Origin of the sequence: Gordonia hankookensis, assembly GCF_014673215.1 — a bacterium.
Taxonomy (GTDB): domain Bacteria; phylum Actinomycetota; class Actinomycetes; order Mycobacteriales; family Mycobacteriaceae; genus Gordonia; species Gordonia hankookensis.
In genome coordinates this window covers 338026-363148 of record NZ_JACWMS010000004.1, presented here as the reverse complement: position 1 = coordinate 363148, position 25123 = coordinate 338026, and the positions used below count along the sequence as shown (strand labels likewise).

General features: G+C 68.4%; 24 protein-coding genes. 11 read left to right on the top strand and 13 right to left on the bottom strand.

Annotation, left to right across the window (positions count from 1 at the left end; genetic code table 11):
• Positions 1-29: 29 nt before the first annotated feature.
• The gene (locus IDF66_RS19835) at positions 30-1418 is read right to left on the bottom strand and encodes an FAD-dependent oxidoreductase (protein WP_190268288.1); all 1389 of its coding nucleotides are present in this window, start codon (positions 1416-1418) and stop codon (positions 30-32) included.
• Complete coding sequence (hemE, locus tag IDF66_RS19830; protein ID WP_190268287.1) at positions 1418-2485, bottom strand: uroporphyrinogen decarboxylase; 1068 nt, start codon at positions 2483-2485, stop codon at positions 1418-1420. Before hemE ends, IDF66_RS19835 begins: the two co-directional genes overlap by 1 nt.
• A gap of 69 nt (positions 2486-2554) precedes the next feature.
• On the opposite strand from hemE, the gene IDF66_RS19825 reads away from it, so the two are divergent.
• Together IDF66_RS19825 and IDF66_RS19820 are read left to right on the top strand one after the other, a co-directional pair.
• Positions 2555-3187, top strand: coding sequence for a DUF3000 domain-containing protein (locus IDF66_RS19825; RefSeq protein WP_164308369.1), 633 nt, complete (start codon positions 2555-2557; stop codon positions 3185-3187).
• A gap of 18 nt (positions 3188-3205) precedes the next feature.
• Positions 3206-4504 (top strand): HRDC domain-containing protein, encoded by a 1299-nt coding sequence (locus IDF66_RS19820; protein ID WP_190268286.1) that lies wholly within the window; start codon positions 3206-3208, stop codon positions 4502-4504.
• 15 nt (positions 4505-4519) lie between these two features.
• Here the strand turns inward: IDF66_RS19820 and dxs are convergent, their stop codons facing one another.
• The 3 genes from dxs to IDF66_RS19805 all read right to left on the bottom strand — a co-directional run bounded on the left by dxs (position 4520) and on the right by IDF66_RS19805 (position 10043).
• Complete coding sequence (dxs, locus tag IDF66_RS19815; protein ID WP_190268285.1) at positions 4520-6505, bottom strand: 1-deoxy-D-xylulose-5-phosphate synthase; 1986 nt, start codon at positions 6503-6505, stop codon at positions 4520-4522.
• A 191-nt stretch (positions 6506-6696) separates the two neighbouring features.
• Positions 6697-8034, bottom strand: coding sequence for a class I SAM-dependent RNA methyltransferase (locus tag IDF66_RS19810; protein ID WP_317628783.1), 1338 nt, complete (start codon positions 8032-8034; stop codon positions 6697-6699).
• Entirely contained in the window at positions 8031-10043 is a 2013-nt protein-coding gene (locus tag IDF66_RS19805; protein ID WP_190268284.1) for an APC family permease, read from the bottom strand. The genes IDF66_RS19810 and IDF66_RS19805 overlap by 4 nt, the downstream gene beginning before the upstream one ends.
• A gap of 148 nt (positions 10044-10191) precedes the next feature.
• On the opposite strand from IDF66_RS19805, the gene IDF66_RS19800 reads away from it, so the two are divergent.
• Both IDF66_RS19800 and IDF66_RS19795 read left to right on the top strand, forming a co-directional pair.
• Entirely contained in the window at positions 10192-10857 is a 666-nt protein-coding gene (locus IDF66_RS19800; protein ID WP_190268395.1) for a potassium channel family protein, read from the top strand.
• Positions 10858-10876: 19 nt separating this feature from the next.
• Positions 10877-11536, top strand: a complete 660-nt coding sequence (locus tag IDF66_RS19795; protein ID WP_164308366.1) for a potassium channel family protein — start codon at positions 10877-10879, stop codon at positions 11534-11536.
• A gap of 77 nt (positions 11537-11613) precedes the next feature.
• On the opposite strand, the gene IDF66_RS19790 is transcribed toward IDF66_RS19795, so the two are convergent.
• Together IDF66_RS19790 and IDF66_RS19785 are read right to left on the bottom strand one after the other, a co-directional pair.
• The gene (locus IDF66_RS19790) at positions 11614-12384 is read right to left on the bottom strand and encodes a DUF3159 domain-containing protein (RefSeq protein ID WP_190268283.1); all 771 of its coding nucleotides are present in this window, start codon (positions 12382-12384) and stop codon (positions 11614-11616) included.
• Positions 12365-12742 carry an OB-fold nucleic acid binding domain-containing protein gene (locus IDF66_RS19785; RefSeq protein ID WP_164308364.1) on the bottom strand — a complete coding sequence of 126 codons (378 nt, stop codon included), beginning with the start codon at positions 12740-12742 and terminating at the stop codon, positions 12365-12367. Before IDF66_RS19785 ends, IDF66_RS19790 begins: the two co-directional genes overlap by 20 nt.
• Positions 12743-12858: 116 nt before the next feature.
• Here IDF66_RS19785 and IDF66_RS19780 point away from each other — a divergent pair, with 116 nt between their 5' ends.
• Positions 12859-13569, top strand: coding sequence for an alpha/beta hydrolase (locus tag IDF66_RS19780; protein WP_190268282.1), 711 nt, complete (start codon positions 12859-12861; stop codon positions 13567-13569).
• 18 nt (positions 13570-13587) lie between these two features.
• Here IDF66_RS19780 and IDF66_RS19775 read toward each other — a convergent pair whose 3' ends face one another.
• Positions 13588-14412, bottom strand: coding sequence for a DUF3710 domain-containing protein (locus IDF66_RS19775; protein ID WP_190268281.1), 825 nt, complete (start codon positions 14410-14412; stop codon positions 13588-13590).
• A 52-nt stretch (positions 14413-14464) separates the two neighbouring features.
• A complete protein-coding gene (dut, locus tag IDF66_RS19770) occupies positions 14465-14995 on the bottom strand; it encodes a dUTP diphosphatase (protein ID WP_190268280.1) in 531 nt (176 codons plus the stop codon).
• A 22-nt stretch (positions 14996-15017) separates the two neighbouring features.
• Here dut and IDF66_RS19765 point away from each other — a divergent pair, with 22 nt between their 5' ends.
• On the top strand, positions 15018-15602 hold the full coding sequence (locus IDF66_RS19765) for a DUF3093 domain-containing protein (RefSeq protein ID WP_317628782.1): 585 nt from the start codon (positions 15018-15020) through the stop codon (positions 15600-15602).
• A 48-nt stretch (positions 15603-15650) separates the two neighbouring features.
• Here IDF66_RS19765 and IDF66_RS19760 read toward each other — a convergent pair whose 3' ends face one another.
• Positions 15651-15950, bottom strand: coding sequence for a DUF4193 domain-containing protein (locus IDF66_RS19760; RefSeq protein WP_161059266.1), 300 nt, complete (start codon positions 15948-15950; stop codon positions 15651-15653).
• Between the two features lie 442 nt (positions 15951-16392).
• Here IDF66_RS19760 and cei point away from each other — a divergent pair, with 442 nt between their 5' ends.
• On the top strand, positions 16393-17127 hold the full coding sequence (gene cei / locus IDF66_RS19755) for an envelope integrity protein Cei (RefSeq protein ID WP_190268278.1): 735 nt from the start codon (positions 16393-16395) through the stop codon (positions 17125-17127).
• Positions 17128-17193: 66 nt separating this feature from the next.
• Here cei and IDF66_RS19750 read toward each other — a convergent pair whose 3' ends face one another.
• Positions 17194-18096 carry an inositol monophosphatase family protein gene (locus IDF66_RS19750; RefSeq protein WP_190268277.1) on the bottom strand — a complete coding sequence of 301 codons (903 nt, stop codon included), beginning with the start codon at positions 18094-18096 and terminating at the stop codon, positions 17194-17196.
• 191 nt (positions 18097-18287) lie between these two features.
• Between IDF66_RS19750 and ppgK the strand changes: the two genes are divergently transcribed.
• Together ppgK and IDF66_RS19740 are read left to right on the top strand one after the other, a co-directional pair.
• Positions 18288-19076 (top strand): polyphosphate--glucose phosphotransferase, encoded by a 789-nt coding sequence (gene ppgK, locus IDF66_RS19745; protein ID WP_164308358.1) that lies wholly within the window; start codon positions 18288-18290, stop codon positions 19074-19076.
• A 182-nt stretch (positions 19077-19258) separates the two neighbouring features.
• Positions 19259-20704 carry an RNA polymerase sigma factor gene (locus IDF66_RS19740; RefSeq protein ID WP_317628781.1) on the top strand — a complete coding sequence of 482 codons (1446 nt, stop codon included), beginning with the start codon at positions 19259-19261 and terminating at the stop codon, positions 20702-20704.
• 42 nt (positions 20705-20746) lie between these two features.
• Here the strand turns inward: IDF66_RS19740 and IDF66_RS19735 are convergent, their stop codons facing one another.
• Positions 20747-21139, bottom strand: a complete 393-nt coding sequence (locus IDF66_RS19735; RefSeq protein WP_190268394.1) for a DUF952 domain-containing protein — start codon at positions 21137-21139, stop codon at positions 20747-20749.
• A 318-nt stretch (positions 21140-21457) separates the two neighbouring features.
• On the opposite strand from IDF66_RS19735, the gene IDF66_RS19730 reads away from it, so the two are divergent.
• Both IDF66_RS19730 and IDF66_RS19725 read left to right on the top strand, forming a co-directional pair.
• Positions 21458-22417 (top strand): sulfite exporter TauE/SafE family protein, encoded by a 960-nt coding sequence (locus IDF66_RS19730; protein WP_190268275.1) that lies wholly within the window; start codon positions 21458-21460, stop codon positions 22415-22417.
• A gap of 257 nt (positions 22418-22674) precedes the next feature.
• Positions 22675-22881: a DUF7455 domain-containing protein gene (locus IDF66_RS19725; protein WP_161059271.1), complete on the top strand. Its 207-nt coding sequence runs from the start codon at positions 22675-22677 to the stop codon at positions 22879-22881.
• Between the two features lie 79 nt (positions 22882-22960).
• On the opposite strand, the gene IDF66_RS19720 is transcribed toward IDF66_RS19725, so the two are convergent.
• Entirely contained in the window at positions 22961-24730 is a 1770-nt protein-coding gene (locus IDF66_RS19720; RefSeq protein ID WP_223309864.1) for a DEAD/DEAH box helicase, read from the bottom strand.
• Between the last annotated feature and the right edge of the window lie 393 nt (positions 24731-25123).

The window sequence follows — 25123 nt, the reverse complement described above, 5'->3', positions numbered from 1 at the left end:
CCAGGTCGAGCGAGTCGAGGTCGGCTCGATCAGGTGAGATCCGCGAGCAGGTCGGTCACCGCGCGCCCGGCCTGGCCGATGCATGCCGGTACGCCGACCCCGGCGTACGCGGAACCCGCGAAAGCCAGGCGGGCGGGGCGTGACCGCAAGACGTCGGCCATGGCCGCCAGGTGTCCCGGGCGATAGACCGGCAAGCCGTTCGTCCATCGCTGCACGAACACGTCCGTCACTCGTGCCGACGGCGGCGGGACTGCCGCCGCCCGACAGACGTCATCGAGATCCTCCATAGCCTCGTCGCGAATCCGTGTGTCGACTCCCTCTTCGATGCAGTCGTCGGGCACCGGGGCGCCGAACCTGCCGAAGGACGCCCGCACCGACACCGGGCGGTCATCGCCCGACAGATGCGGCCACTTCTGCGAGCTGAAGGTGAAGGCCTTGGCGCGCAGGCTGTCTCCGGTGGCCACGAGCACCCCGGAATGGTCTGGCAGTGGCGTGCCCGGCGCGAGCGCGATGGACACCACCACCGATGAGGCGCGCTGAACGGCGATCAGCGGAGCGGCGAGGTCCGGCAGCGAACGGCGCAAGATGTGGCCGGCCAACCAGGCCGGAATCGCCAGCACCACCCCGTCGTAGTCGGCGACCCGGTCACCGAGATCGAGGGTCCAGCCATCCGACCGCGGCGTCACTCCCGTGACGAACGAGCAGAACTGCGGTTCGATCCCCGCGGCGTCCGCCAGGGTGTCGAGGAGCACGGAGTACCCGCCGACCAGCGTCCCGAACACCGGGCCGGATCCCGTCGCCGTGGAGGTCAGATCCGCCACCGCCGCCGACAGGCTCGGGGCGCCGGCATCGAGCCGGGCCGCGAGGGCCGGGATCGACTCGCGCACACCGATGTCGCCCGCCAGGCTCGAGTAGACGCCACCCAGCATGGGATCGACGCTGCGCGCGACCACCGACGGTCCGAAGCGGTCCTCCACCAGCTCCCCCACCGTCGGCGCGCTGTCCGGATGCCAGTCGAGAGGTCGCCCCGGTTCGGCTCGGATTCGATCCAGGTCGTCCGAATCGACCAGTCCCGCAACAGATTCCGCATCGACGGGGATGCCCATCAGGGCCGGTGTGGGCATCGGGTGCAGCCGCCCCCGGGCCCAGACCGCGGGCCGACGCGGGGTCGGCGAGACCACCCGATCGGACAGTCCGAGTTCCGTGATCAGCGCCAGCGCCTCCGGCCGGCGCACGATGAACGCCTCGGCCCCCACGTCGACGGGTTGACCACCGACCTCCAGGGTCCGCAGGTCGCCGCCCAGTCGTTCACCCGCTTGGAAGAGGTCGATCTGCGCGTCGTGGCCCAGTGCTCGGCGCAGCCGGTATGCGGCCGTCAGTCCGGAGATACCGCCGCCGACGACCGCGACCCGCGTCATCAGACCGCGTGGATCAGCTCGACCGCCCGGGTGAGCACGTCGGGGTCGGTGTCGGGCAGCACGCCGTGGCCGAGGTTGACGATGTGCCCGGTCGCACCCGCGCGAACCGCCCGCTCGCCGTCGGCGATCACCCGCCGGACCTCACGCTCGACGACGTCGGATCCGGCGAACAGCAGCGTCGGGTCGAGGTTGCCCTGGACGGCCTTTCCGGGTCCGACCCGGCGCACCGCCTCGTCGAGAGGGACGCGCCAGTCGACCCCGATCACGTCGGCGCCCGCGTCGGCCATCGCGGCCAGCAGTTCGCCGGTTCCGACGCCGAAGTGGATGCGGGGCACGCCGTAGTCGGCGACCTCGGCGAAGACACGCGCACTGTGCGGCGCCACATAGGTCTGGTAGTCGGCGAGCGACAACATGCCCGCCCAGGAGTCGAACAACTGAACGGCATCGACACCCGCGTCGAGCTGGACGCGCAGGAAGGCGATGGTGATGTCGGCGAGCCGGCCCATCAGGGCGTGCCACGTGTCGGGTTCACCGTGCATCAGGGACTTGGTCCGCGCGTAGTTCCGGCTCGGGCCACCCTCGATCAGGTACGACGCCAGGGTGAACGGCGCGCCCGCGAACCCGATCAGCGCCGCGGCCTCGGGCAGTTCGTCGAGAAGGAGCTCGATCGCACCGGCGATCGCCCCGACGGATTCGGGCTCCAGCCTGGGCAGGGCCGCGACGTCGGCGGCCGTCCGGATCGGCTGCGCGATCACCGGCCCGGTGCCTGCCACGATGTCGAGGTCGATGCCGGCCGCCTTCAACGGCACCACGATGTCGGAGAACAGGATCGCGGCATCCACGTCATGCCTGCGCACGGGCTGCATGGTGATCTCGCAGACCAGTTCCGGATCGAAACACGACTCGAGCATCCCGTGGTCGGCCCGGATGGCGCGGTATTCCGGCAGGGATCGCCCGGCCTGGCGCATGAACCACACGGGTCGACGGCTGGGTGTGCCACCGGTGGCGGCGGCGACCAGCGGACGATGGTGTGCACGACGGGCCTGGGATCGCGTTGTCTCGGACATCACTGCCTACTCTGCCATGTGTCGGCGCGCCTCCGACGGCGGTGGGGTGGCCCGCCCTACCGTCGAACGGTGACCTCTTCTGGAGCTCCGACGGAGCCTGCTGACTTCCGCACCGCGGTCGAGTCATTGCACGCCGCGCGGATCCGGCCGGAAATCGAGGTCGGTCCGATCCGCCCACCGCAACGGTTGGCCCCCTACAGCTACGCGGTGGGCGCCGAGGTCCGGCCCGGTACCGACGATGCCGACGAGATCCCGGTCGACTCGACCGGCAGTTCCTTCGGCCGCCTGATCCTCCTCTACGACCCGGCAGGCCAAGACGCCTGGAACGGGACGATGCGCCTGGTCGCCTACATCCAGGCCGAGGTGGAGGCCGCGCTCGCGATGGACCCGCTCCTGCCGGAGGTGGCCTGGAGCTGGCTGTCCGATGCCCTGGGCGTGCCACCCGGCGAGACCGCCACCACCGAGGCGTCGTCGCCGGAGCGCGACGTCGAGGTGACCGCACTCGGCGGCACCGTCACCTCGACGACGTCGGTACGCTACGGCGACATCGCCGGGCCACCCCGGGCTCACCAGCTCGAACTGCGCGCCTCGTGGACCGCGACCGGCCTCGACCTCGGTGCTCACCTCGAGTCGTTCTGCGATGTCCTGTCAGCGGCGGCCGGGCTGCCACCGGCAGGCGTCACCGAGCTGGGTTCGGTCTGAGCCGCCACGGATTCGGCCATGACCACCGGTGACGATCAGCCCGCGGGCCCACCACCGGGTGAGCCCGACGACGCGCAACCAGGCGAACCGGCCGGACCTCCCACCACTCCGCTCCTCCATCCCGCCGACGGAGTTCCCGCGGTGCTCACCACGCCGTCGGAGTTCGCCGAGGCCGCCGCGCTGATCACGGCGGCCGACGGGCCGATCGCAGTCGACACCGAACGGGCATCGGGCTACCGCTACTCCCAGCGGGCGTATCTGGTGCAGATCAGACGGCTCGGCGCCGGATCGTTTCTGCTCGACCCGATCGAACACCCGGACGCGCTCGCACCCGTGATCGCCGCCCTCGACGGGCCGGAGTGGGTTCTGCACGCCGCCGATCAGGATCTGCCGTGTCTGCGCGAACTCGGCTTCGTCTGCCGGGATCTCTACGACACCGAGCTGGCCGGGCGTCTGCTCGGCCTGGCCAAGGTGAATCTCGCGGCCATGGTCGCCGAGTTCCTCGGTCTCGGCCTGGTCAAGGGTCACGGCGCCGCCGACTGGTCACGACGCCCACTCCCCGACGACTGGCTCAACTACGCCGCCCTCGACGTCGAGGTGCTGGTGGAATTGCGCCACGCGATGGACGCCGCGCTCGTCGAGGCGGGGAAGTCGGACTGGGCCCGCGAGGAGTTCCGTGCCGTTCTCGAGCGTCCGGCGCCGCCACCGCGGACCGACCGGTGGCGCAAGACCTCCAACATCCACACCATCAAGAACACCAGGACCCTGGCCGCGGTCCGGGAATTGTGGACCGCCCGCGAAGAACTCGCGCAGCGCCGAGATGTCGCCCCCGGGCGAATCCTGCCGGACTCGGCGATCGTCACCGCGGCCAACGCCGACCCGACCACGCAGGCCGAGCTCGTCCGGCTGCCGGTGTTCGGTGGACCCCGGCAGCGCCGGTATGCGCGCATCTGGCTTACGGCGCTACAGCGGGCCCGCGAACTGCCGGACAACGAGCTGCCGTCGCGCAAGTCACCATCGATCGGTCTCCCACCGGTGAACCGATGGGATCAGCGCAATCCGGAGGCGGCCGCCCGTGCGGCGAAGGTCCGACCTCTGGTCCGCGACATCGCCGAGGCGCACGATCTCCCGGTCGAGAACCTGCTCGCACCCGACACGGTTCGCCAATTGTGTTGGGATGGTGTCGATCTACCCGCAAGCGCAGAGTCCGTCGACCATCGGCTCGCCGAGCTCGGCGCCCGCCAGTGGCAGCGCGACCTGTGCGCGGCGGCCATCGCCGAAGCGCTCGACGACGTCACAGCCGACCCGCCGGACTGACTCGGGCCGGAGGGCTCAGGCGTCGGGGTCGACGCCCCGGCTCGACGGTTCGACGTTCGTGCTCTGCGTCCGGTCACCGAGGTCGGACGTGTCGTCGATGCCCGGCACGGCCTGCATACCGGCCACCGTCGCCGTGATGGTGCGCGCGAGGTCCTGTGCGGTGAGACCGAATTCGGCGAGCAACTCCCCGCGCGACGCGTGCGTGACGAATTCCTGCGGTATCCCCCGGTGTTGCACCGGAACCGCGACGTCGGCCACCGAGAGAGCGTCACTGACCGCCGACCCGACACCACCGCGGACACCGCTGTCCTCCAGCGTCACGACCAGGCGATGCCGCGCTGCGAGAGCCGGGATCGACCCGGCCACCGGCAGCACCCATCGCGGGTCGACAACTGTCGTCTCGATGCCCTGCCGACCCAAACGCTGCGCCGCGTCGACCGCGAGCCCGCAGAACGCACCGACCGCGACGATGAGCACATCGCCGGACGCGTCACCCACACCGGGGGCGGCCCGGTACAGCACGTCGACACCGTCGTCGAGACGCTCGACAGCCCGGATGTCTTCCGGCACAGCACCCTTCGAGAACCGCACCGCGGTGGGCCCGTCCGTGACAGCCAGCGCCTCGTCGAACTCCTCGCGCAGACGCACGGCGTCACGCGGAGCAGCCACACGCAGCCCGGGGACCAGCGACATCAGCGACAGATCCCACATGCCGTGGTGGCTGGGACCGTCGGGGCCGGTGACCCCCGACCTGTCGAGCACCACTGTGACCGGCAGCCGCAGCAGCGCCACATCCATCAGCAACTGATCGAACGCCCTGTTGAGGAACGTGGAGTAGATCGCGACCACCGGGTGCAACCCGCCGAGTGCCAACCCGGCAGCCGAGGTCATCGCGTGTTGCTCGGCGATCCCGACGTCGAACATGCGGTCCGGGAACTTCTCACCGAACGGCGTCAATCCGGTTGGCCCGGGCATGGCTGCCGTGATGGCGACGACGTCGTCGCGGCGTGCCCCAGCCTCCACCAGGGCGGCAGAGAACACCGATGTCCAGTCGTGCGGCGAGACGCTGGTGGCGCGACCGGTCCGCGGATCGATGATGCCGGTCGAGTGCATCTGGTCGGCCTCGTGGTTCTCTGCGGGCGCATAGCCCATCCCCTTACGGGTGACGGTGTGCACGATCACCGGACCGCCGAAGGCCTTCGCGTGACCCAATGCCGACTCGAGTGCCCCGATGTCGTGCCCGTCGACCGGGCCGACGTACTTCAGTCCCAGGTCGGTGAACATCGCCTGCGGCGCGATCAGATCCTTCAGCCCGCTCTTCATGCCGTGCAGGACGGCATAGGCAGGCGGCCCGACGACGGGCAGCTGCTTGACCACCTTGCGACTCTCGTCCAGAAAACGCTCGTAACCCGGCTGCAGGCGAAGCCCCGAGAGGTGCCGCGCCAGCCCGCCGATCGTCGGCGCGTAGGAGCGTCCGTTGTCGTTGACCACGATGACGAGCGGCCGGTCACCACCGGCGATGTTGTTCAGGGCCTCCCAGCACATACCGCCGGTGAGCGCCCCGTCGCCGACCACCGCGACCACCGTGCGCGTGTCCTGCCCGGTGAGTTCGAAGGCCTTCGAGAGCCCGTCTGCGTAGGACAGAGCGGCCGATGCATGCGAGGACTCCACCCAGTCGTGTTCGCTCTCGCCCCGGTCCTGGTAGCCGGTCAGGCCGTCCTTCTGCCGCAGCGTGTCGAAACCCTCCGTGCGGCCGGTGACGATCTTGTGGACATAACTCTGATGACCGGTGTCGAAGACGATCGGATCGGTGGGCGAGTCGAAGACGCGGTGCAATGCGAGCGTCAGCTCCACGACTCCGAGATTCGGACCGAGGTGGCCGCCGGTGGCCGAGACCTTCTCGATGAGGAACTCCCTGACCTCCCCGGCGAGGGCGATCATCTCCTCCGACGACAGCGCCCGCAGGTCGGCCGGCGAACCGATCGTGTCCAGCACGCCCATCGAATCCTCCATCACAATTCCACGGTCCGGCTCGTGAGCGCACCGGGGATGTCGGCGCGATCGGCATACCGGGCCCATATGGCACACACGGTCATGTTCTCCACAGTCTACGGACCCGACCATCGGCTCCTCGCCCCGCAAGGCGGCGCCCCGACGACGACTCCGTCACACCCCGCTGTCACACCCCGCTGTCACACCCCGCGATGCGCAGGCACCAGACAGGCGATGGCCTCCACGTGATGTGTCAGCGGAAAAGCATCGAACGAGCGAATCGCCCGGGGCCGATATCCGTGTTCGGCGAAGAGCGCCAGATCGCGGGCGAAGCGCCCCACATCGCAGCCCACGTGAACGATCACGGCCGGATCGGCATCGGCGACGACGTCGATGACCGCTGCCCCGGCACCGGTGCGCGGCGGATCCAGGACCACCACGTCCGGCGCAGGCAGACCGGCCGCGACGCCGGCCACCTCGCCGCGGTGCAGGACCACGCGGTCGTCGTCGGCGAATGTCTGCTCGGCGGCCGCCAGGGCGGCCGGATCGGACTCGACCACATGCACGGCACCGAGGGCGTCGAGCACATCGATCCGCGCGTCGAGCATCGCCGCCGCGAAGACACCGGCACCGCCGTAGAGATCCCACGCGACGAGCGGTTCGGGCCGGGCGGGGAGTTCCGCGTCGGCGAGCAGGTCGATCACGGTCTGCGCATACGCCGACGGCGCCGCCCGGTGGGCCTGCCAGAATGCAGCGACCGGGATCTGCCAGATCCGGTCTCCGACGCGGTGGGCGGCGACCGGTTCACCGTCGACCACCCGGTGGGCACGGGGAGCCTCGCGGCCCCGACGTGCCGATTGCGTGCGCCCTCGTGCACCCCGACGACTCCCGCGGGCGCGCACTCGCGGTGGAGCGATCTCGGTGATGTGGCGCCTGCCTGCCATGTCGGCGACCACGGCGACATCGGCGCCCGGAGTGAAGGTGTACCCGTCGAGTCCGTCGACCATCCCGGATTCCGGTGCGACACAAGGATGGTCGGTGACGATCGACGAACCGTGGAACGCATGCATACCGGCGCGCCCGTCGGCGTCGACACCGAGTCGGGTGCGGACTCGCCAGTGGGTGCCGTCGTCCCCGAGTGAGACGACCTCACCCGCGCCGACGCCGTCGAGATCGGCCACCGAGAACCCGCCGATCCGGTCGAGCGCGTCGAGGATGACCTGTCCTTTCAGATCCCGGGCGTGCGCGAGGTCGACGAAACCGAGGTCGCAACAACCGGCTCCGTGGTGGGCGGCATCGCACAGCTGATCGATCCGGTGCATCGACGGTTCCAGGACCTCGACCACCTCGCCGCGCAGGAAACTCTCCCGCCGATCGTCGGTGATCCGCACGCGGACCTCCTCGCCGGGGATGGCGCCACGAACGAACACGACGCGCCCGTCCACGCGGCCGACGGACTCACCGCCGTTGGCCGGGCGGTCGGGCCGCACGATCAGTTCGGCACCCGCACCGTCTGCGCCGCCGATGGATTCGTTCACGGTTGATCCGAGTCGCCACCGAGGGCACGGCGGGTATCACCGGGAGCCGAATATGCGAGATCGCGATTCTTCAGGCGATCCGACGACGTCAGCTGCCACGGGACGGAGGTCACCATCACCCCGGGCTCGAAGAGCAGACGTCCCTTGAGACGCAGGGCCGATTGATTGTGGAGGATCTGCTCCCACCAGTGCCCCACCACGTACTCGGGGATGAACACGGTGATGACGTCCCGGGGTGACTCGCGCCGGACCCGACGGACGTATTCGATGACCGGACGAGTGATCTCACGATATGGCGAGGCGATCACCTTGAGCGGCACGGTGATGTTGCTCGCCTCCCACTGCGACACCAGCTTGCGGGTGTCGCGGTCGTCGACGTTCACCGTGATCGCCTCGAGGGCGTCGGGCCGGGTGGCGCGGGCGTAGAGAACCGCGCGTTTCGTGGCCAGGTGCAGCGTCGACACCAAGACGATCGAGTGTGTCCGGCTGGGCAGCACCGGTTCGTCTTCCTCGAGTTCGAGTTCGTGTTGCACGGTCGCATAGTGCCGGTGGATGAGCTTCATGATCACGAAGAGGGCCACCATCGCCAGGATCGCGATCCACGCGCCGGCACGGAATTTCGTGATCAGCACCACCACCAGGACGGTGGCCGTCATCACCAGGCCGATCGAGTTGATCACCCGCGACTGCATCATCCGCCGCCGGGCCCGCGGGTCGGTCTCGGTGCGTAGATGCCGCGTCCAATGCCGCACCATGCCGGTCTGGCTGAGGGTGAACGACACGAACACGCCGACGATGTAGAGCTGGATCAGCGAGGTGACCTGAGCCCCGAAGGCCACCACGAAGATGATGGCCGCCAGGGCCAGGAACAGGATTCCGTTGCTGAACGCGAGGCGATCTCCGCGGGTGTGCAGCTGCCGCGGCAGGAAGCGATCCTGGGCGAGCACCGAGCCGAGCACCGGGAACCCGTTGAACGCGGTGTTCGCGGCCAGCAACAGGATGAGGGCGGTCGCCGTCGCGACGAAGTAGAAACCGGGCGTGAACGAATGGAAGACCGCGTGGGCGAGCTGGGCGATCATCGCCTTCTGCTGGTATCCCGGGGGTGCGCCGACCAGGTCGGTGGCCGGGTTCATCACATACTTCGCGCCGATGCGCTGGGCGAGCAGGACGATACCGAGCAGCAAGGTGATGGAGAACGCACCGAGCAGGAACAGCGTCGTCGCCGCGTTGCGGGACTTCGGCTTACGGAAGGCAGGCACTCCGTTGCTGATGGCCTCCACACCGGTGAGCGCGGCACAGCCCGACGAGAACGCCCGCGCGATCAGGAAGACGAAGGCGATCCCGGCAAGGTGATCTTGCTCGGCCCTGATGCCGAAATCCGCGGCCTCCGACCGGACCGGCTCGTCGAGGATGTACAGCTCGACGAATCCCCAGATGAGCATGGCGAGAACACCGACGATGAACGCATACGTCGGGATGGCGAGCACCGAGCCCGACTCCTTGATACCGCGCAGGTTCACGGCGGCCATCAGGACGATCGCCGCGACGCAGAACCACACCCGGTGCTGGGACACGAACGGGATCGCCGAGCCGATGTTCTCCGCTGCCGACGAGATCGACACCGCAACCGTGAGGACGTAGTCGACCAGCAGCGCACTGCCCACCGTCAGACCCGCATTGGGGCCGAGGTTGACGGTGGCCACCTCGTAGTCGCCGCCGCCGGATGGATACGCGTGGACGTTCTGCCGGTAGCTGGCCACGACGACCACCATCACCACGGCGACGGCCAGGGCCACCCACGGGGTGAAGGCCAGCGCGCTCAGACCCGCGACGGACAGGACGAGGAAGATCTCCTGCGGCGCGTAGGCCACCGACGACATCGCGTCGGAGGCGAACACGGGAAGCGCGATGCGCTTGGGCAACAGGGTGTGACCCAGTTTGTCGCTACGGAACGGGCGGCCGAGCAGCAGACGTTTTGTCGCCACGGACACCTTGGACACGGTGGACACCAGGCAACACTAGAGCGTGTAGTAGACAAAGGCCACAAGGGGCCGGAGGTCCGGCGCGCGAGGGCACCCCGTGCGGGTAGGTTCGATGCGTCCAGCGCGTACCGCGCGGGGCACCGACTCGGGCACAAGCGCCGTGGAGAGGATGAACGTGCAGGTAGTCATCATGGGGTGCGGGCGCGTCGGGTCGTCGCTGGCGATGGCGATGCAGAAGCGCGGCCACACCGTGGCGGTCATCGATCGCGACCATTCGGCCTTCGTCCGGCTGGGCCCCGATTTTCGCGGCACCACCGTGATCGGCGTCGGATTCGACCGGGATGTCCTGACACGGGCCGGGATCGAGACCGCCGACGCGTTTGCCGCGGTCTCCTCGGGCGACAACTCCAACATCATCGCGGCACGTGTCGCCCGCGAGACATTCGGCGTGGAACGGGTCGTGGCGCGCATCTACGACGCCAAGCGCGCCGAGGTCTACGAACGACTGGGCATCCCGACCGTGGCGACCGTGCCGTGGACGACCGAACGCTTCGTCTCGGCTCTCGGGGAGACCTCGACGACCACTGCGTGGCGAGATCCGTCGGGAACCCTGGCCATCGCCCAACTCGACATCGACGAGACATGGATCGGCGTGACCGTCGGGAAGTTCCAGGAGGAGACCGGCGCCCGGATCGCGTTCCTCACCCGGCTCGGCCGCCCGATACTCCCGGACATGAAAACCGTTCTCCAACAAGAAGATGTCATCTACGCCGCCACACTGATCGACAATCTCGTCAATGCCCGTGCAACCGCACGCGCTCCGTACACCACGTCTGACTGAGGGTGAGAGAGAACACACGATGAAGGTCGCCATCGCCGGTGCCGGCGCAGTCGGGCGCTCGATCGCCCGTGAGCTCCTGCTCAATTCCCACGAGGTCACCCTCTTCGAGCGCAACCCGTCCCACATCGATCGTGAGTCGGTGCGGGAGGCGACGTGGGTGCAGGCCGACGCCTGCGAGCTGAGCAATCTCGAGCAGGCGTCACTGCAGACGTTCGACGTGATGGTCGCGGCGACCGGTGACGACAAGGCCAATCTCGTCGTGAGCCTGCTCGCGAAAACCGAATTCGCGGTCAACCGGGTGGTGGCGCGGGTCAACGATCCGCGCAACGAATGGCTCTTCGACGACGACTGGGGCGTCGACGTCGCGGTCTCGACGCCACGCATCCTCGCATCCCTGGTCGAAGAGGCGGTCTCGGTCGGCGATCTGGTCCGCCTGATGACGTTCCGTCAGGGGCAGGCCAACCTCGTCGAGCTCACCCTGCCGCCGAACACACCGTTGGCCGGCAAGCCGGTACGGAAGCTCGAGCTCCCCCGGGATGTGGCACTCGTCACCATCCTGCGGGGCGGCCGGGTGATCGTGCCGCAGAGCGACGACGCCATCGAGGGCGGCGACGAGCTGGTGTTCATCGCACCCGCCGAAGCCGAGCCCGCACTGCACGAGGCGATGCAGATCCATTGAGGCAGATGCCCCTGAGGCAGACCCACTGAACCGCCGAACCGCGATCGTCGTGGGCAGGACGTCAGGAGCGCCGCGGGTCAGCGCAGTGGGTTGTCGCTGATCCCTGCACCATCCCGATCGCCTCCGGCGGCATCGTCGGGGATCTCCATCCGATCCTCTTCCCTCGTCGCGCGCCGGACCAGCAGAACGGTTGCCAGCACTGCGAGCGCGGTCAACGGCCAGCCCATGGAGATGCGCGCGACGGCGAGCCATCCGGTGCTGCCGTGGTCATAGAGTTCGGACTGGGTCAGGTATCGGGCGAGGAACACCAGCGCCCAGAACGCGGTGGCGATGTCGTAGGCGAGCAGGGTCTTTCGATGCTTGCGCCACGCCATGCCCTCGCCGCTGATGAGGTTCCATGCGACGCCGACCAACGGCCATCGGACCACGATCGACGCCACGAAGACCACGGCGTACGCGAGGGTCGTCCAGATGCCGAAAAGGAAGTAGCCCTTGGCATCTCCGACCCGATGCGCGATGAAGACGCAGATCGCGACACCGATCAGACCCGAGATGGCCGGGTTGAGGGGCTCGCGGCGCACGAGACGCACGCAGAAGATCGCGACGGCGACGGCCAGGGCTGCGATCATCGCGGCCGTGAGACCCCACACCGCATTGACGGGGACGAACACCACGATCGGCACCGTCGAGTAGATCAGGCCGGAGACCCCGCCCATCTGCTCGAGAATCGTCGGCGCGGGTGTTGGGTCATCGTCGGTGGATTCGTCGACACCGTCCGGTCGGCGGTGGGCGCCGACTGCGTCATCGGCAGGGCCACCGGCCGACGGATCATTCGTCGTCTGAGCCATAGAGTTCGTAGTACGGGTTGTAGATCACCTTGGTGCCGTCGTGCTCGGCCAGCCGACCCCGTACGGTCAGCTTCCGGCCGGGTTCGATCCCGGGGATCCGGTTCCGACCGAGCCATTTGAGTACGACGGTGTCGGAACCATCGAAGAACTCCGCCTTCACCCCTACCTTCGCGGACCGCGAACAGGTCTCCACCGCGCGCAGCTCACCGTGCATCGTGACCTCATCGCCACGACAACACTCCGCGGCGCGTTGCGCACCCGTGGCACGCGACTCCTCCGCGATCTGTACGGCGTCGGCATCTCCGAGATCTTCGGTCAACCGGCGCGTCAACCGTTTGAGATAACCGGTGGTAGCCATCACACCCTCCTGGGTGACTTGTTGCGAGGCGAAGTGGGCCGGGCTGAAAGCCCTGCTCGCACCCGCCAGCGTAATCCTCTTCTTGCTCCCTGTTCAACGTCGGGCATGATCATGACATGCCCGGTACAGCAGGGTCGGATCGGAGGGTGCCGACAACGATCGTGGCCATGCCCGGTACGGGCTCCGATGCCGACTACGTGCACCGCGCCTTCGGGCCCGCCGCCGATGAGATCGGTCTCACACTGATCGCGCTCGAACCGTCGGAGAACCTGGTCGAGGGGCATCTCAGGCGTCTCGACGAGATCGCGGGGAGCGCCGGTCCGCTCATCGTCGGCGGTGTGTCCATCGGTGCCGCCATCGCGCTCTCCTGGGCGCTGCGCAGCCCGTGCGCCGGGGTGTGGGCGGCTCTGCCCGCCTGGACCGGCGACCCGGACGCCGCACCTGCGGCATGGAGCGCCCGCGCGACGGCGGGCGCGCTCGTCGCCGACGGCCTCGAACCGACCATCGTCGCGATGGCCGCATCGAGTCCCGAGTGGCTGGCGGCCGAATTGAGTCGCTCCTGGCGGGCGCTGCATCCCGGCCTCACCGATCAGCTCACCGAGGCCGCCGGGTACCACTCCCCCGACCTCGCGCAGATCGCCACTCTGACCGCCCCGTTGGCGATCACGGCTGCCGTCGACGACCCGGTCCACCCCGGTGAGGTCGGCCGGGAATGGGCGGCGGCGGCGCCGAGGTCCGCGTTGACAGAGGTAACCCTCGAGGACTGGGGAAACAACCCTGCCGTTCTCGGATTCGGTTGCGCGCGAGGGTGGCTCGGTATCCGCTGACCTGGACTGTCGACAGGTTCAGCTGCGCCTGTTACGCCGGAAGCGTTGCATCGCCGACCCCGACGAGCGCGGCATCGGCTCGTCGTCCGCCACCTCGGGCTCTTCGATCGGCGCGGGTTCGTCTGTCGTGGGCGCCGGGACGGCATCGTCTCTGATCACCGTCGCCGAGGCGACCTGCTCCAACGCGCCACCGGGCACCGACGCGTCGGCGGTCCCCGCCGGTGCACCCGCGTCATCGACCGGCGTCTGGTCGTCGAGCATCTGTTGCTGCGCAGCGGCGACCTGTTCGGCGAGGACCGGGGGCAACACGATGGGCAGCGCGTCCCTCGGCGGATGCGGGTCGTCACCGCGACGCACCACGGACTCGGCCAGGACGGCGCGGGCGAGTCTGCCGAGCTCGTCTGCGGTCTCGTCGGGCCCGCTGGCGATGCAGCGCACCATCCATCGCGGGCCGTCCACGCCGACGAAACGATGTGCGGCACCGGGAACGGTTGCGATGATCTCGCGTCCCCAGTGGCCGTCTTCGATCGCCACCTGCGCGCCTTCGTCACGCAGCGAGGCGGCAAGCTCGGTCACGACCTCTCGCCAGAGGCCCGGGGACTTCGGTGCAGCGAAAGCGCTGACGCTGATCCGCCCGTGCGGGGTCACCAGGTAGACGGCCTCGGGCTCGTGCTCGGCGGACATCTCCACCGTGACCTGACCACCTTCGACCACCGGGACCAGCACCGAACCCAGGTCGAGATGCGAGTTCTCGAGCTCCTCGGCGGGGGTGTCGAGGGCCTCGATGTCGTACGGACCCTCTGCCGAGCCGATCCTCAACTCGCCCTGCTCATCTCGTGCCATGTCGTCTACTCCTAGGGAAGTGTTCGCTCGTCGGGATGGACCGTCGGTCGGGTCACGGACCCGAATCCCCGTCGATCTCCGGAACGGCCTCTGCCAGCACCGCATGGCCACCACTGGAGCCATACCCCCCGGAACCGCGACTCGTGTCGTCGAGCTCGTCGACCTCGACCAGCTCCGGCAGTTCGACGCGCTGGACGAGCAGTTGGGCGATCCGGTCCCCGCGTGCGATCGAGATCGATTCGTCGGGGTCGAGATTGATGACACACACCTTGATCTCTCCGCGATACCCGGCGTCGATCGTGCCGGGCGAATTGACGATCGAGAGTCCGGCCCGCGCGGCGAGCCCGGAGCGGGGATGGACGAGCCCGACGGTGCCGACGGGCAGGGCCACGGCGAGGCCCGTGCCCACCATCTGACGACGACCGGGCGGCAGTTCGAGGTCGATGGTCGAACACAGGTCGACTCCCGCGTCGCCGGGATGTGCGCGGGTGGGCAACGGGATGTCCGGGTCGAGTCGGCGGACCCGCAGCGGCCCGATCGGGTCGGGTCGGCCAGATGCCGCAGTGGAGGATTTGGGCGTCACGAGGGCAGACTACGCTGGTCGCGTGACTCCTCCAGCATCACCTGAGAATCCGGCCGATTCCTCGTCCGGCGACGATCATCCCGGCGTCCCCGGCGGCGCAGACCGATCGGCAGGAGAAGGCAACTCGGGTTCCGACCGCTTCCATGAACGCCTCCATGTGCCGTGGTGGTGGTGGGTGGCCGCAGCTGTGGTGACGGGGGTGTTGGGCTACGAGATCCAGCTGTCGGCACACCGCGCGACGTGGAGCGTGGTGGGCTACGTGGCGGTCGGTTTGCTGTGCGCATGGATGCTGTGGTCGCTCGGCCGCGCGTCGGTCCGGGTGAGCTCGGATCGTGAACTCCACGCCGGTCGCGCCCGCCTGCCGCGGGCGGTCATCGCACGCGGGGCGACCGTGCCCGCGACGGCCAAGAGTGCAGCACTGGGTCGCCAGCTCGATCCGGCCGCATTCCTCATGCACAAGGCATGGGTCAAGACGATGGTGCTGCTGGTGCTCGACGATCCCGATGACCCGACACCGTATTGGCTCGTGTCCACCCGGGATCCGTCGGCGCTGCTGGCCGCTCTCGACCTACCCGACGCGGCAGCCGAGGCGGGTATCGCCGACTGAGCGTGGAGGCGGGGTCGGTATCGACGACCCGCCTCCCTCATCAGTTCGTCAGGCGCAGTCCACGCAGATCATCGAATTGCCGTTCTCACGGGCGAGCCGGCTGCGGTGGTAGACGAGAAAGCAACTTGTGCAAGTGAACTCGTCGGCCTGCTTGGGGATCACCCGGACCGACAGTTCCTCGCCCGAGAGATCCGCACCGGGCAGCTCGAACGATTCGGCGGTGTCGCTCTCATCGACGTCGACGGCCGAGGACTGGGCTTCGCTGCGTCGCGCTTTCAACTCCTCGAGGGAGTCCTCGCTGATGTCCTCGGTCTCTGTGCGTCGTGGCGCATCGTAATCAGTAGCCATTGTGTGCCTTACCTATTGAGAGAGTGTGAGGGGCGCTCTCGGATGTCGGCTTGTGACCGAACAAACCTAGGTGCGCGAGCCCGCCGGGATTGTCTTGCCGGCGGCGTCTCTACAACGTCGTGACCGGTGCAATTCGTTACCCAGAACCCTGCAGATCGGCGTGATCTTCATCACATTCAATCCACGTGCCCCTCACTGTTTGGAGGGGCGGGCGCCCGAAGCTTAGTCCACCGACGTGGCTCGGTCAACGATCTCCTCGGCCGGATCATTCCCTGCGCGCCGTCGCCCACGGCGAGACCGAGCCGGACCAGCACTCCCGATGGCACGGGCAAGCGCTCTGTACAGGCGTTATCCGTCGTTGCGGCCTGTCTGCGCCGCGCGCCGACGACCACCGTTTACAGTGGGCGCCAAGGTCGGGCGTCGGAGAAGGAGCCAGTTCACGGTGGTGTCGCAGCTAACATCGGGGTCTTCGGTCGACGCGAAGGGTCGGCCGTTCCGTCGTCGCCGAATGCGCCCGGCGATCATCGTCGCGGTCGTGCTGGCGGTGGCAGGTCTGATCACCTGGGCGGTCGCGCTCGCCGATTCCGGTCCGGTGGCGGTGCCGACCAACTGCAACCAGCCGACGCCGGCATCCGCCGAACCCTCCGCCGCCGAGCCGTCCACCGCCGCGGCCGCCCCGAATCCCGGGCTGCCCGCACCGTCGGCGGCGCCCGCGACGGTTGCCCCGGCCGACCGCGACGAGATGCTGGCCGTGACCCCGGCCGCCCTGTCGACGTTCCAGGTCCGCGTGCTCAATGCGTCGTCGCAGCGCGGCGCGGCGCGATCGGTCTCCGATGACCTGACTGCCCAGGGTTTCAATCCGGTCCCCGACAATCCGTATGGCGACGACACCGTCTACACCAACCAGGACCTGTCCTGCTACGCACAGATCCGCTTCGGTCCAGCAGGCAAGGCGAGCGCCGCCGCGGTCTGGCTGGCCATCCCCTGCGCCCAACTCGTCGACGACGGGCGCCAGGGCACCGGGGTCGACGTCGCGCTGGGCAAGTACTACGAGGGCCGCGAGCAGTCACAGGATGCACAGGCCGCCCTCGAGGCGCTGCGATCGGCCGATCCGAAGGACCCGCGCACCGGCGCCGACCCGACATTGGTCAAGGCCGTCCATTCGGCGTCCTGCTGAGACCACCGTCGCGCTGACCAGGCCGATCTACCGCCGGGGCGACGCCGACCACTCGGGCCGAGACTCTCAGGCCGACGGCATCATCGTGCGTGCCCCGAGGCCATCGAGCAGCCGCAGGAACTCGTCCGCGATTCCCGGCGCCACCGCGATCGTCGGATGGCCGTCGCCCGAGCGCGAGTCCGGCGGCGGCGTGTACACCTGCGCGCCTGCCTCCGCCGCGATCAGACCACCGGCGGCCCAGTCCCACGGGCTGAGCCCGTGTTCGAAATGCGCATCCACCGCACCGCTGGCCACCATGCACAGATCGAGTGCGGCGGCACCGACCCGGCGGATGTCACGCACCTGCGGGAGCAGTTCCGCGATGATCGCCCCCTGCGTGGCGCGTCGCCCCGCGTCGTAGGAGAACCCGGTGGCCACCAGCGCCAGATCGAGGCGACCGATCGGGTTGCAGGACAGCCTGATCCGCCCGTCGCCGGCATCCACCCAGGCGCCCGCGCCGAGCGCGGCCGAGTACGTGACGGCGCGGGCCACGTCGACAACCGCACCGGCCACCGACCGGCCGTCGATCTGCGCCGCGACGGAGACGGCATACGCCGGGATGCCGTACATGAAGTTCACCGTGCCGTCGATCGGATCGACCACCCACCGCACCCCGGAGGGGACGTCGACGGTGCCACCGGCCTCCTCACCGAGGATCTCGTCCCCCGGGCGCCGGGACCGGAGCTCCGAGCGGATCAACTGCTCGGTCTCGGTGTCGGCGAGGGTCACCGGATCGGTCGGGGTCGACTTGGTGCTGACCGGCGCCGCATCCTCGTCCGGGTTGTCCGCGTCCGCGCGCACCCTATGGGGATCGTGGCCCGGTCCCGGACCGAACAGCTCCGGGCGGCGTCGTCGCACATGGTCGGCCGCACGCTGCGCCACGTCGATCGCGACGCGCTCGAGGACCTCTGGCCCGGAATGATCGGTCACGCCCCTATGTGAGCACACCGCCGCGAGATCTGCCGACAGGGGCTCGGTCCCGAGCCATCGCGATCTGCGTGTCGCAACTGCAGCCGTCCAGTGGGTGACGACTTTGCATCGACCTCGCGCACGGTGCGCACCGGCTGGATAGCCTTGAGGCCGCGCCAGTTCCCATTGGGTGGATCAGAGAGGACTCCGACATGACCGACGCCGAGGTAGCGAGCACCGCCCACCCGGGAGCCAATCTCGGATTCGGAGTCGACGTCGGCGGTTCCGGGATCAAGGGCGGGGTCGTCGACCTCGACACCGGACTGCTCGTCGGCGACCGGTTCAAGGTGCTGACCCCGCAACCGTCCACCCCCGACGCCGTCGCCGGCGGTGTCGCCGAGGTGGTCGACCACTTCGAGTGGACCGGACCGGTCGGGATCACGCTGCCCGGCGTGATCACCGACAGCACCATGCGCACCGCCGCCAACATCGACAAGGGCTGGATCGGCACAGACGTGTACGAGCTCTTCAGTTCCGCGTTGTCGGGCCGGACCGTCTCCGTGCTGAACGACGCCGACGCTGCCGGGATGGCCGAGGACCGCCACGGCGGCGGCGCAGGCGTCGACGGGGTGGTCATGCTGCTCACCCTGGGTACCGGCATCGGCACCGCCATCCTCATCGACGGCACCCTGGTCCCGAACACCGAGCTCGGCCACATGATCATCGACGGCAAGGAGGCCGAGCACCGGGCGTCGTCGAAGGTCAAGGAGGACAAGGGCTGGAGCTACGAGAAGTGGGCACACAAGCTCTCACATGTCCTCGAGGCATACGAGGCGCTGCTCTGGCCGAAGCTCTTCATCGTCGGCGGCGGGATCAGCCGCAAGTCCGACAAATGGATCCCGCACCTGACCAACAAGACGCCCGTGGTGCCGGCCACTCTGCTCAACACCGCGGGTATCGTCGGTGCGGCGATGGCTGTCGATGCCGGCCTTCGCACCTAGTCCGGTTGTGCACCGTCGGCGCCGTATCGACAACTCACTGACCTGGTCTTTGTCACATCCGGCGGGGCGATGTCGTTACAATGGTCCTCACCGGTGATCACGCACCGAGAAATCAAGCCCTGATCCGCGTCGGCGCATGCCGCCGTGAGAGATTCACGATAGCCAGTTCCGAAAGGTTGTACGTGGCAGCCACCCAGACCCGCCAGGCCGACGTCGACGATTCGACAGACGCGACGACCGCCACGGAGAACGCGCCGGCCAAGCGACCCGCAAAGAAAGCGGCCAAGAAGGCGCCCGCTCGCAAGGCACCCGCCAAGAAGGCGGCAAAGAAGGCCCCTGCGAAGCGCGGAGCCAAGAAGGCCACCAAGCCGTCGGATGCCGACGGTGTCGAGCCGACCGAGGACGCCGACGACGCCGGCACGATCGACGACATCGATGCCCCCGACAGCGAGCTCGACGAGGATGTCGAGATCGACGACATCGCCGTCGACGACGATGACGACGACGACTCGCCCGACAGCGACGACGCCGAGACCGAGGACGCCGAAGAGACCGTGGTGGTCCCGGCGGCAGCAGGCGCAGCCAAGCCTGCCGCTGCCAAGAGCAAACAGGCCCCGGACGAGAAAGAACGAACGGCAGGTGACTTCGTCTGGGACGAGGACGAGTCAGAGGCTCTCCGTCAGGCGCGCAAGGATGCCGAGCTCACCGCATCGGCCGACTCGGTCCGCGCCTACCTCAAGCAGATCGGCAAGGTCGCCCTCCTCAATGCGGAGGAGGAGGTCGAGCTCGCCAAGCGCATCGAGGCCGGTCTCTTCGCCACCGAGCGACTGCGCAGGCTCGTCGATTCCGGCGACAAGATCAGCACGGCGTCCAAGCGTGATCTGAACTGGATCTCCCGGGACGGCAACCGCGCCAAGAACCACCTGCTCGAGGCGAACCTCCGTCTGGTCGTCTCGCTGGCCAAGCGCTACACCGGCCGCGGCATGGCGTTCCTGGATCTGATCCAGGAGGGCAACCTCGGTCTGATCCGCGCCGTCGAGAAGTTCGACTACACCAAGGGCTACAAGTTCTCCACGTACGCCACCTGGTGGATTCGTCAGGCGATCACCCGCGCGATGGCCGATCAGGCACGCACCATCCGCATCCCGGTCCATATGGTCGAAGTGATCAACAAGCTCGGCCGTATCCAGCGCGAGCTGCTCCAGGACCTGGGCCGCGAGCCCACTCCCGAAGAGCTCGCCAAGGAGATGGACATCACGCCGGAGAAGGTGCTGGAGATCCAGCAGTATGCGCGTGAGCCGATCTCGTTGGATCAGACCATCGGCGACGAGGGCGACAGCCAGCTCGGCGACTTCATCGAGGATTCCGAGGCCGTCGTCGCGGTCGACGCGGTGAGCTTCACCCTGCTGCAGGACCAGCTGCAGTCGGTGCTCGAGACCCTCTCCGAACGCGAAGCCGGCGTGGTACGCCTGCGCTTCGGGCTGACCGACGGTCAGCCGCGCACCCTCGACGAGATCGGGCAGGTGTACGGCGTCACCCGCGAGCGCATCCGTCAGATCGAGTCGAAGACGATGTCGAAGTTGCGGCACCCCTCGCGTTCGCAGGTGCTGCGCGACTATCTCGACTAGGCGCCCGACCACCACGATCTGCGCTTTCTGCCGCCGTCGATCTCAGATCGACGGCGGCAGAAACGTACCGGTACCGTCCGGACGGTAGGTGCGTACCTCGACCACCGCGTGGGCGGGCAGTGCGCCGTAGAGATGGGGAAAACGCATCCCCTCGGGATCGTCCGGCATCCCGGGTTCCCACACGACAGGTGCGTCGAGCCTGGTGCTGTCGACAACGAGCAGCACGAGGTCGTCGTGCCCCGCAAACAATCGGTTCGCCGGCAGGTGTACCTGCCCCGGATCGGACAGGTGGACGAAACCGGCATCGGCGAGCGACGGCGGCTCACGGTGCCCGGCGTGGCGCGCGGTGTCCCATTCGTCGCGCGTACATAGATGCACGAGGAGCCGCGGCCGGTCGTCGTCGACGGCGACGTGTGGCTCATCGGGTCCGGTCATGCCGATCAGCAACGCCCATCGGCAGCCCATTTGTCAAGGTTGCGCCCGCAGAGATTCCCACGCGGTGCGCAATGTCCGGTTTCGGGTCCGCACGTCCTAGGATTCTGCGCATGCTTGTGACCCGACGGACCGTCGACCTGCTGCGCGTGGCGTCGATGTTGTGTCGTCGGCGTCGCGGCCCGATCACCTGATCCCCGCGGCGCCTCGACCCGCGAAGTCCCGGTCACGATCAGCGCACCCGCCACCGCGGTGGCGCGGTCGTGTCCGGTGGACTTCTGCTCCGTCACCGTCACCTGACCTGAAAGATCCCGAACCACCATGCGAACCATCGTTCTGATCGGCCTCGTCGGCCTCGCCGCGCAACTCGTCGACGGCAGCCTCGGTATGGCCTACGGTGTCACCACCACCACGCTGCTGCTCGCCGTCGGCACCAACCCGGCCGCGGCGTCGGCCACTGTCCACCTGGCCGAGATCGGGACCACACTGGTGTCCGGGATCTCCCACTGGCGCTTCGGCAACGTCGACTGGAAGGTGGTCCGACGGATCGCGATCCCCGGAGCCATCGGCGCCTTCCTGGGGGCGACGGTGCTGTCGAACCTGTCGACCGAAGCCGCCGCACCGCTGATGGCGATCATCCTGCTGCTCCTGGGCATCTACATCCTGGCCCGCTTCACCCTGCAGGGCATTCCCCGCCACCACCTCGGCAAGCCGCTGCGCAAACGCTTCCTCTCCCCTCTCGGGCTGATCGCCGGATTCGTCGACGCCACCGGTGGCGGCGGTTGGGGTCCGGTCGGCACGCCGGCGATCCTCGCCAGTGGACGACTCGAGCCGCGCAAGGTCATCGGTTCGATCGACACCAGCGAGTTCATCATCGCGGTCGCCGCGAGCCTTGGCTTCCTCTTCAGCCTGGGATCGCAGGGCATCAATTTCGCGTGGGTCGGTGCGATCCTGGTCGGCGGCGTCGTCGCGGCTCCTATCGCGGCCTGGCTGGTGCGCCATATCCCGCCCCGGTTGCTCGGCGCGTCGGTCGGCGGCCTGATCGTGCTCACCAACACCCGCTCGCTGCTGCGCAGCGACCTCGTCGACGTCCCGTCCGCAGCACAGACCGCCATTTACGTGGTCGTCGTCGCGGTCTGGGCTGCCGCGTTCGCCTACTCGCTTCGGGAGTATCTGCGCGACCGCGAGAACGAGTCCTCGGACGCGATCAGCCGGGCACGCGAAGAGCGTGAGGTCGAGGTGACACCGGCCGCAGTCGAGTCCGTGTCACCCGCGGGCTGAGCGTCGGACGTGAGGCGTGCGTGCGGCCCGCAGTGTGATCTGGATCGCGCCACGTGTAACACCCGATCGCGACGTTGTTGCCGGAGCAGATCACTGTGTTACGGGTGAGTGACGACACACCCGCGCGGGCTCTCGGAACAATACGAAACCCCCAAACGTCTGAGAAGGTGAGGGCGATGCATCAGACCGATGTGTCGGCTCACGAAGGGAAAGGCGACCGGCCTCGGACGGACCCGCCGGACCGGGACGGAGGAAACATGTCAGACACCGCCACCACATCCCCGATCTCCATGCCGCTCACTGCTGCCGACCGCTGTGACCGCTGCGGCGCAGCCGCCAAGGTTCGGGCGGTACTGCCTGCGGGCGGAGAGCTTCTCTTCTGCCGTCATCACTTCAACGAGCACGAGGCGAAGCTCGTCGAGCTGTCCGCCACGGTCGTGGAGTCCGCAAGCGAATTGGTCTGATCGAAACGAGCGAACGAACCGCGAAGACCCGGCCGGTTTCCGGCCGGGTCTTCGCGGTTCCGGGCCCGACGATGACCTGTCAGCGCCACTCGCGCAGCGCGGCGATCCGCTCACGCAGCTGATCGGCACTGGCCATGGCCGTCGGGGGCCCGCCGAGTCGGGTACGCAGCTCGTTGTGGACCATGCCGTGCGGTTTGCCCGTCCGGTGATGATGCATCGCGACCAGCCCGTTGAGTTCCTTGCGCAACGCGTGCAGGTTCTCGCTCGCGGGACGTGGGGGCGGCATGGGGGAAGGTGAATCCGCGGCTGCCGCGGACGTCCGATCAGACACTTGCTCTGCCTGCCGCTTACGGAGCAGCGCACGGACCTGATCGGCGTCGAGCAGGCCCGGGAGCCCCAGGTAATCGGATTCCTCGTCGCTGCCCGCGAAGGTCGCCGTACCGAACGACGCACCGTCGAAGATCACCTGATCGAGTTCGGCGTCGGCGTGGAGCGACTCGAACGCCTTCTCGTCCTCGCCTGGCTCGTCCTTCTGTTTGTTCGCGTCGATCAGCAGCGCGTCGTCGAGACCGTCGCTCTCGCGGTGAGGTTTACCCAGCACGTGGTCGCGCTGGGCCTCCATCTCGCTCGCGAGGCCCAGTAGTACCGGTACCGAAGGCAGGAAGACACTGGCCGTCTCCCCCGGTCGCCGCGAACGCACGAAACGACCGATCGCCTGTGCGAAATACAGCGGCGTCGAGGCGCTGGTGGCGTAGACACCGACCGCGAGACGCGGCACGTCGACGCCTTCGGACACCATGCGCACCGCGACCATCCACTCGTCGTCCGATGCCGAGAACTCGGCGATGCGCGACGACGACTTGGGATCGTCGGAGAGCACGATGGTCGGCCGCTTCCCGGTGATCGCCGCGAGCAGCTCGGCGTAGTCTCGCGCGGTCGTCTGATCCGTGGCGATGACCAGGCCACCCGCATCGGGGATACCGCCGGCACGCAGTTGCCGCAGGCGTGTGTGCGCGCCCTCGAGGACTGCGGGAATCCAGTCGCCGTGTGGGTCGAGGGCGGTCCGCCAGGCCCGCGCGGTGTGCTCCTGGGACAGCGGCTCGCCAAGGCGCGCCGTGAACTCCTCGCCTGCACTGGTTCGCCAGCTCGCCTGTCCGCTGTAGGCGAGGAAGACCACCGGACGGACCACTCCGTCGGCGAGCGCGTCGGCGTAGCCGTAGGTGTGGTCGGCCTTCGATCGCAGCACCCCGCCCGCTTCGGGTTCATAGGTGACGAACGGGATCGGCGAGTCGTCGGAGCGGAACGGTGTTCCGGTCAATGCCAGACGCCGTGTCGCATCGGAAAATGCTTCGCGGATCGCGTCGCCCCACGATTTGGCGTCACCGCCGTGGTGGATCTCGTCCAGGATCACCAGGGTCCGCCGGTTCTCGGTCCGGACACGATGGCGAGTCGGATGGGCCGCGACCTGCGCATAGGTGAGAACGACCCCGTGGTAATCCGAACTGGTCTGGCCGGTCGAGTTGCTGAACCGCGAGTCCAGGGCGATTCCCACCCGGGCGGCCGCCTCGGCCCACTGGTGCTTGAGGTGTTCCGTCGGCGCGACGACGGCGATCTGGTCGACCGTACGGTCGTCGAGCAGTTCGCGTGCCACCCGGAGCCCGAAGGTGGTCTTGCCCGCGCCGGGTGTGGCCACCGCGAGAAAGTCCTGGGGACGGCGCGTCAGGTACTTCGTCAGCGCGCGCCGCTGCCAGGCGCGCAGCGCGGGGTCTGCCGGGACGGGCACCTCGTCGGCGGATGGGTCGTCGTGGGCTGCTGAAGTCACTCCTGCACTGCTCCTGACACCTGTCATCGGGGCCGGACACCACGTTCCGGGGGCATGAAACATCCCCTCGTGCACGCGATCTTCGGCGGGCCCGGTCGCTCCGCTCCTGATCCATCCGCACACTCAAGGGGACGCGGGCCATGCTACCGGGGGTCGCCGACGACGGCTCGGGCGACGCGCACTCGGTGTCGGGTGTCGTACGGATCGTCCCGGCGCTCGGGTGACGAAACCAACAGACCACACACCACGCCGGGACCGGGTCACCTGCTTCGGTACGTGATCAGGGATGCTGGAGCCATAAACAGTCGCAATCGGAACCCCGTACCGATCACCGAGGACAGCACGTCGTCGGCGGCTGGGCGCTACGCGCGGAACCGGGGCGATGCGGGACGAGTCCCCGACGCGACCACCCCGACCACC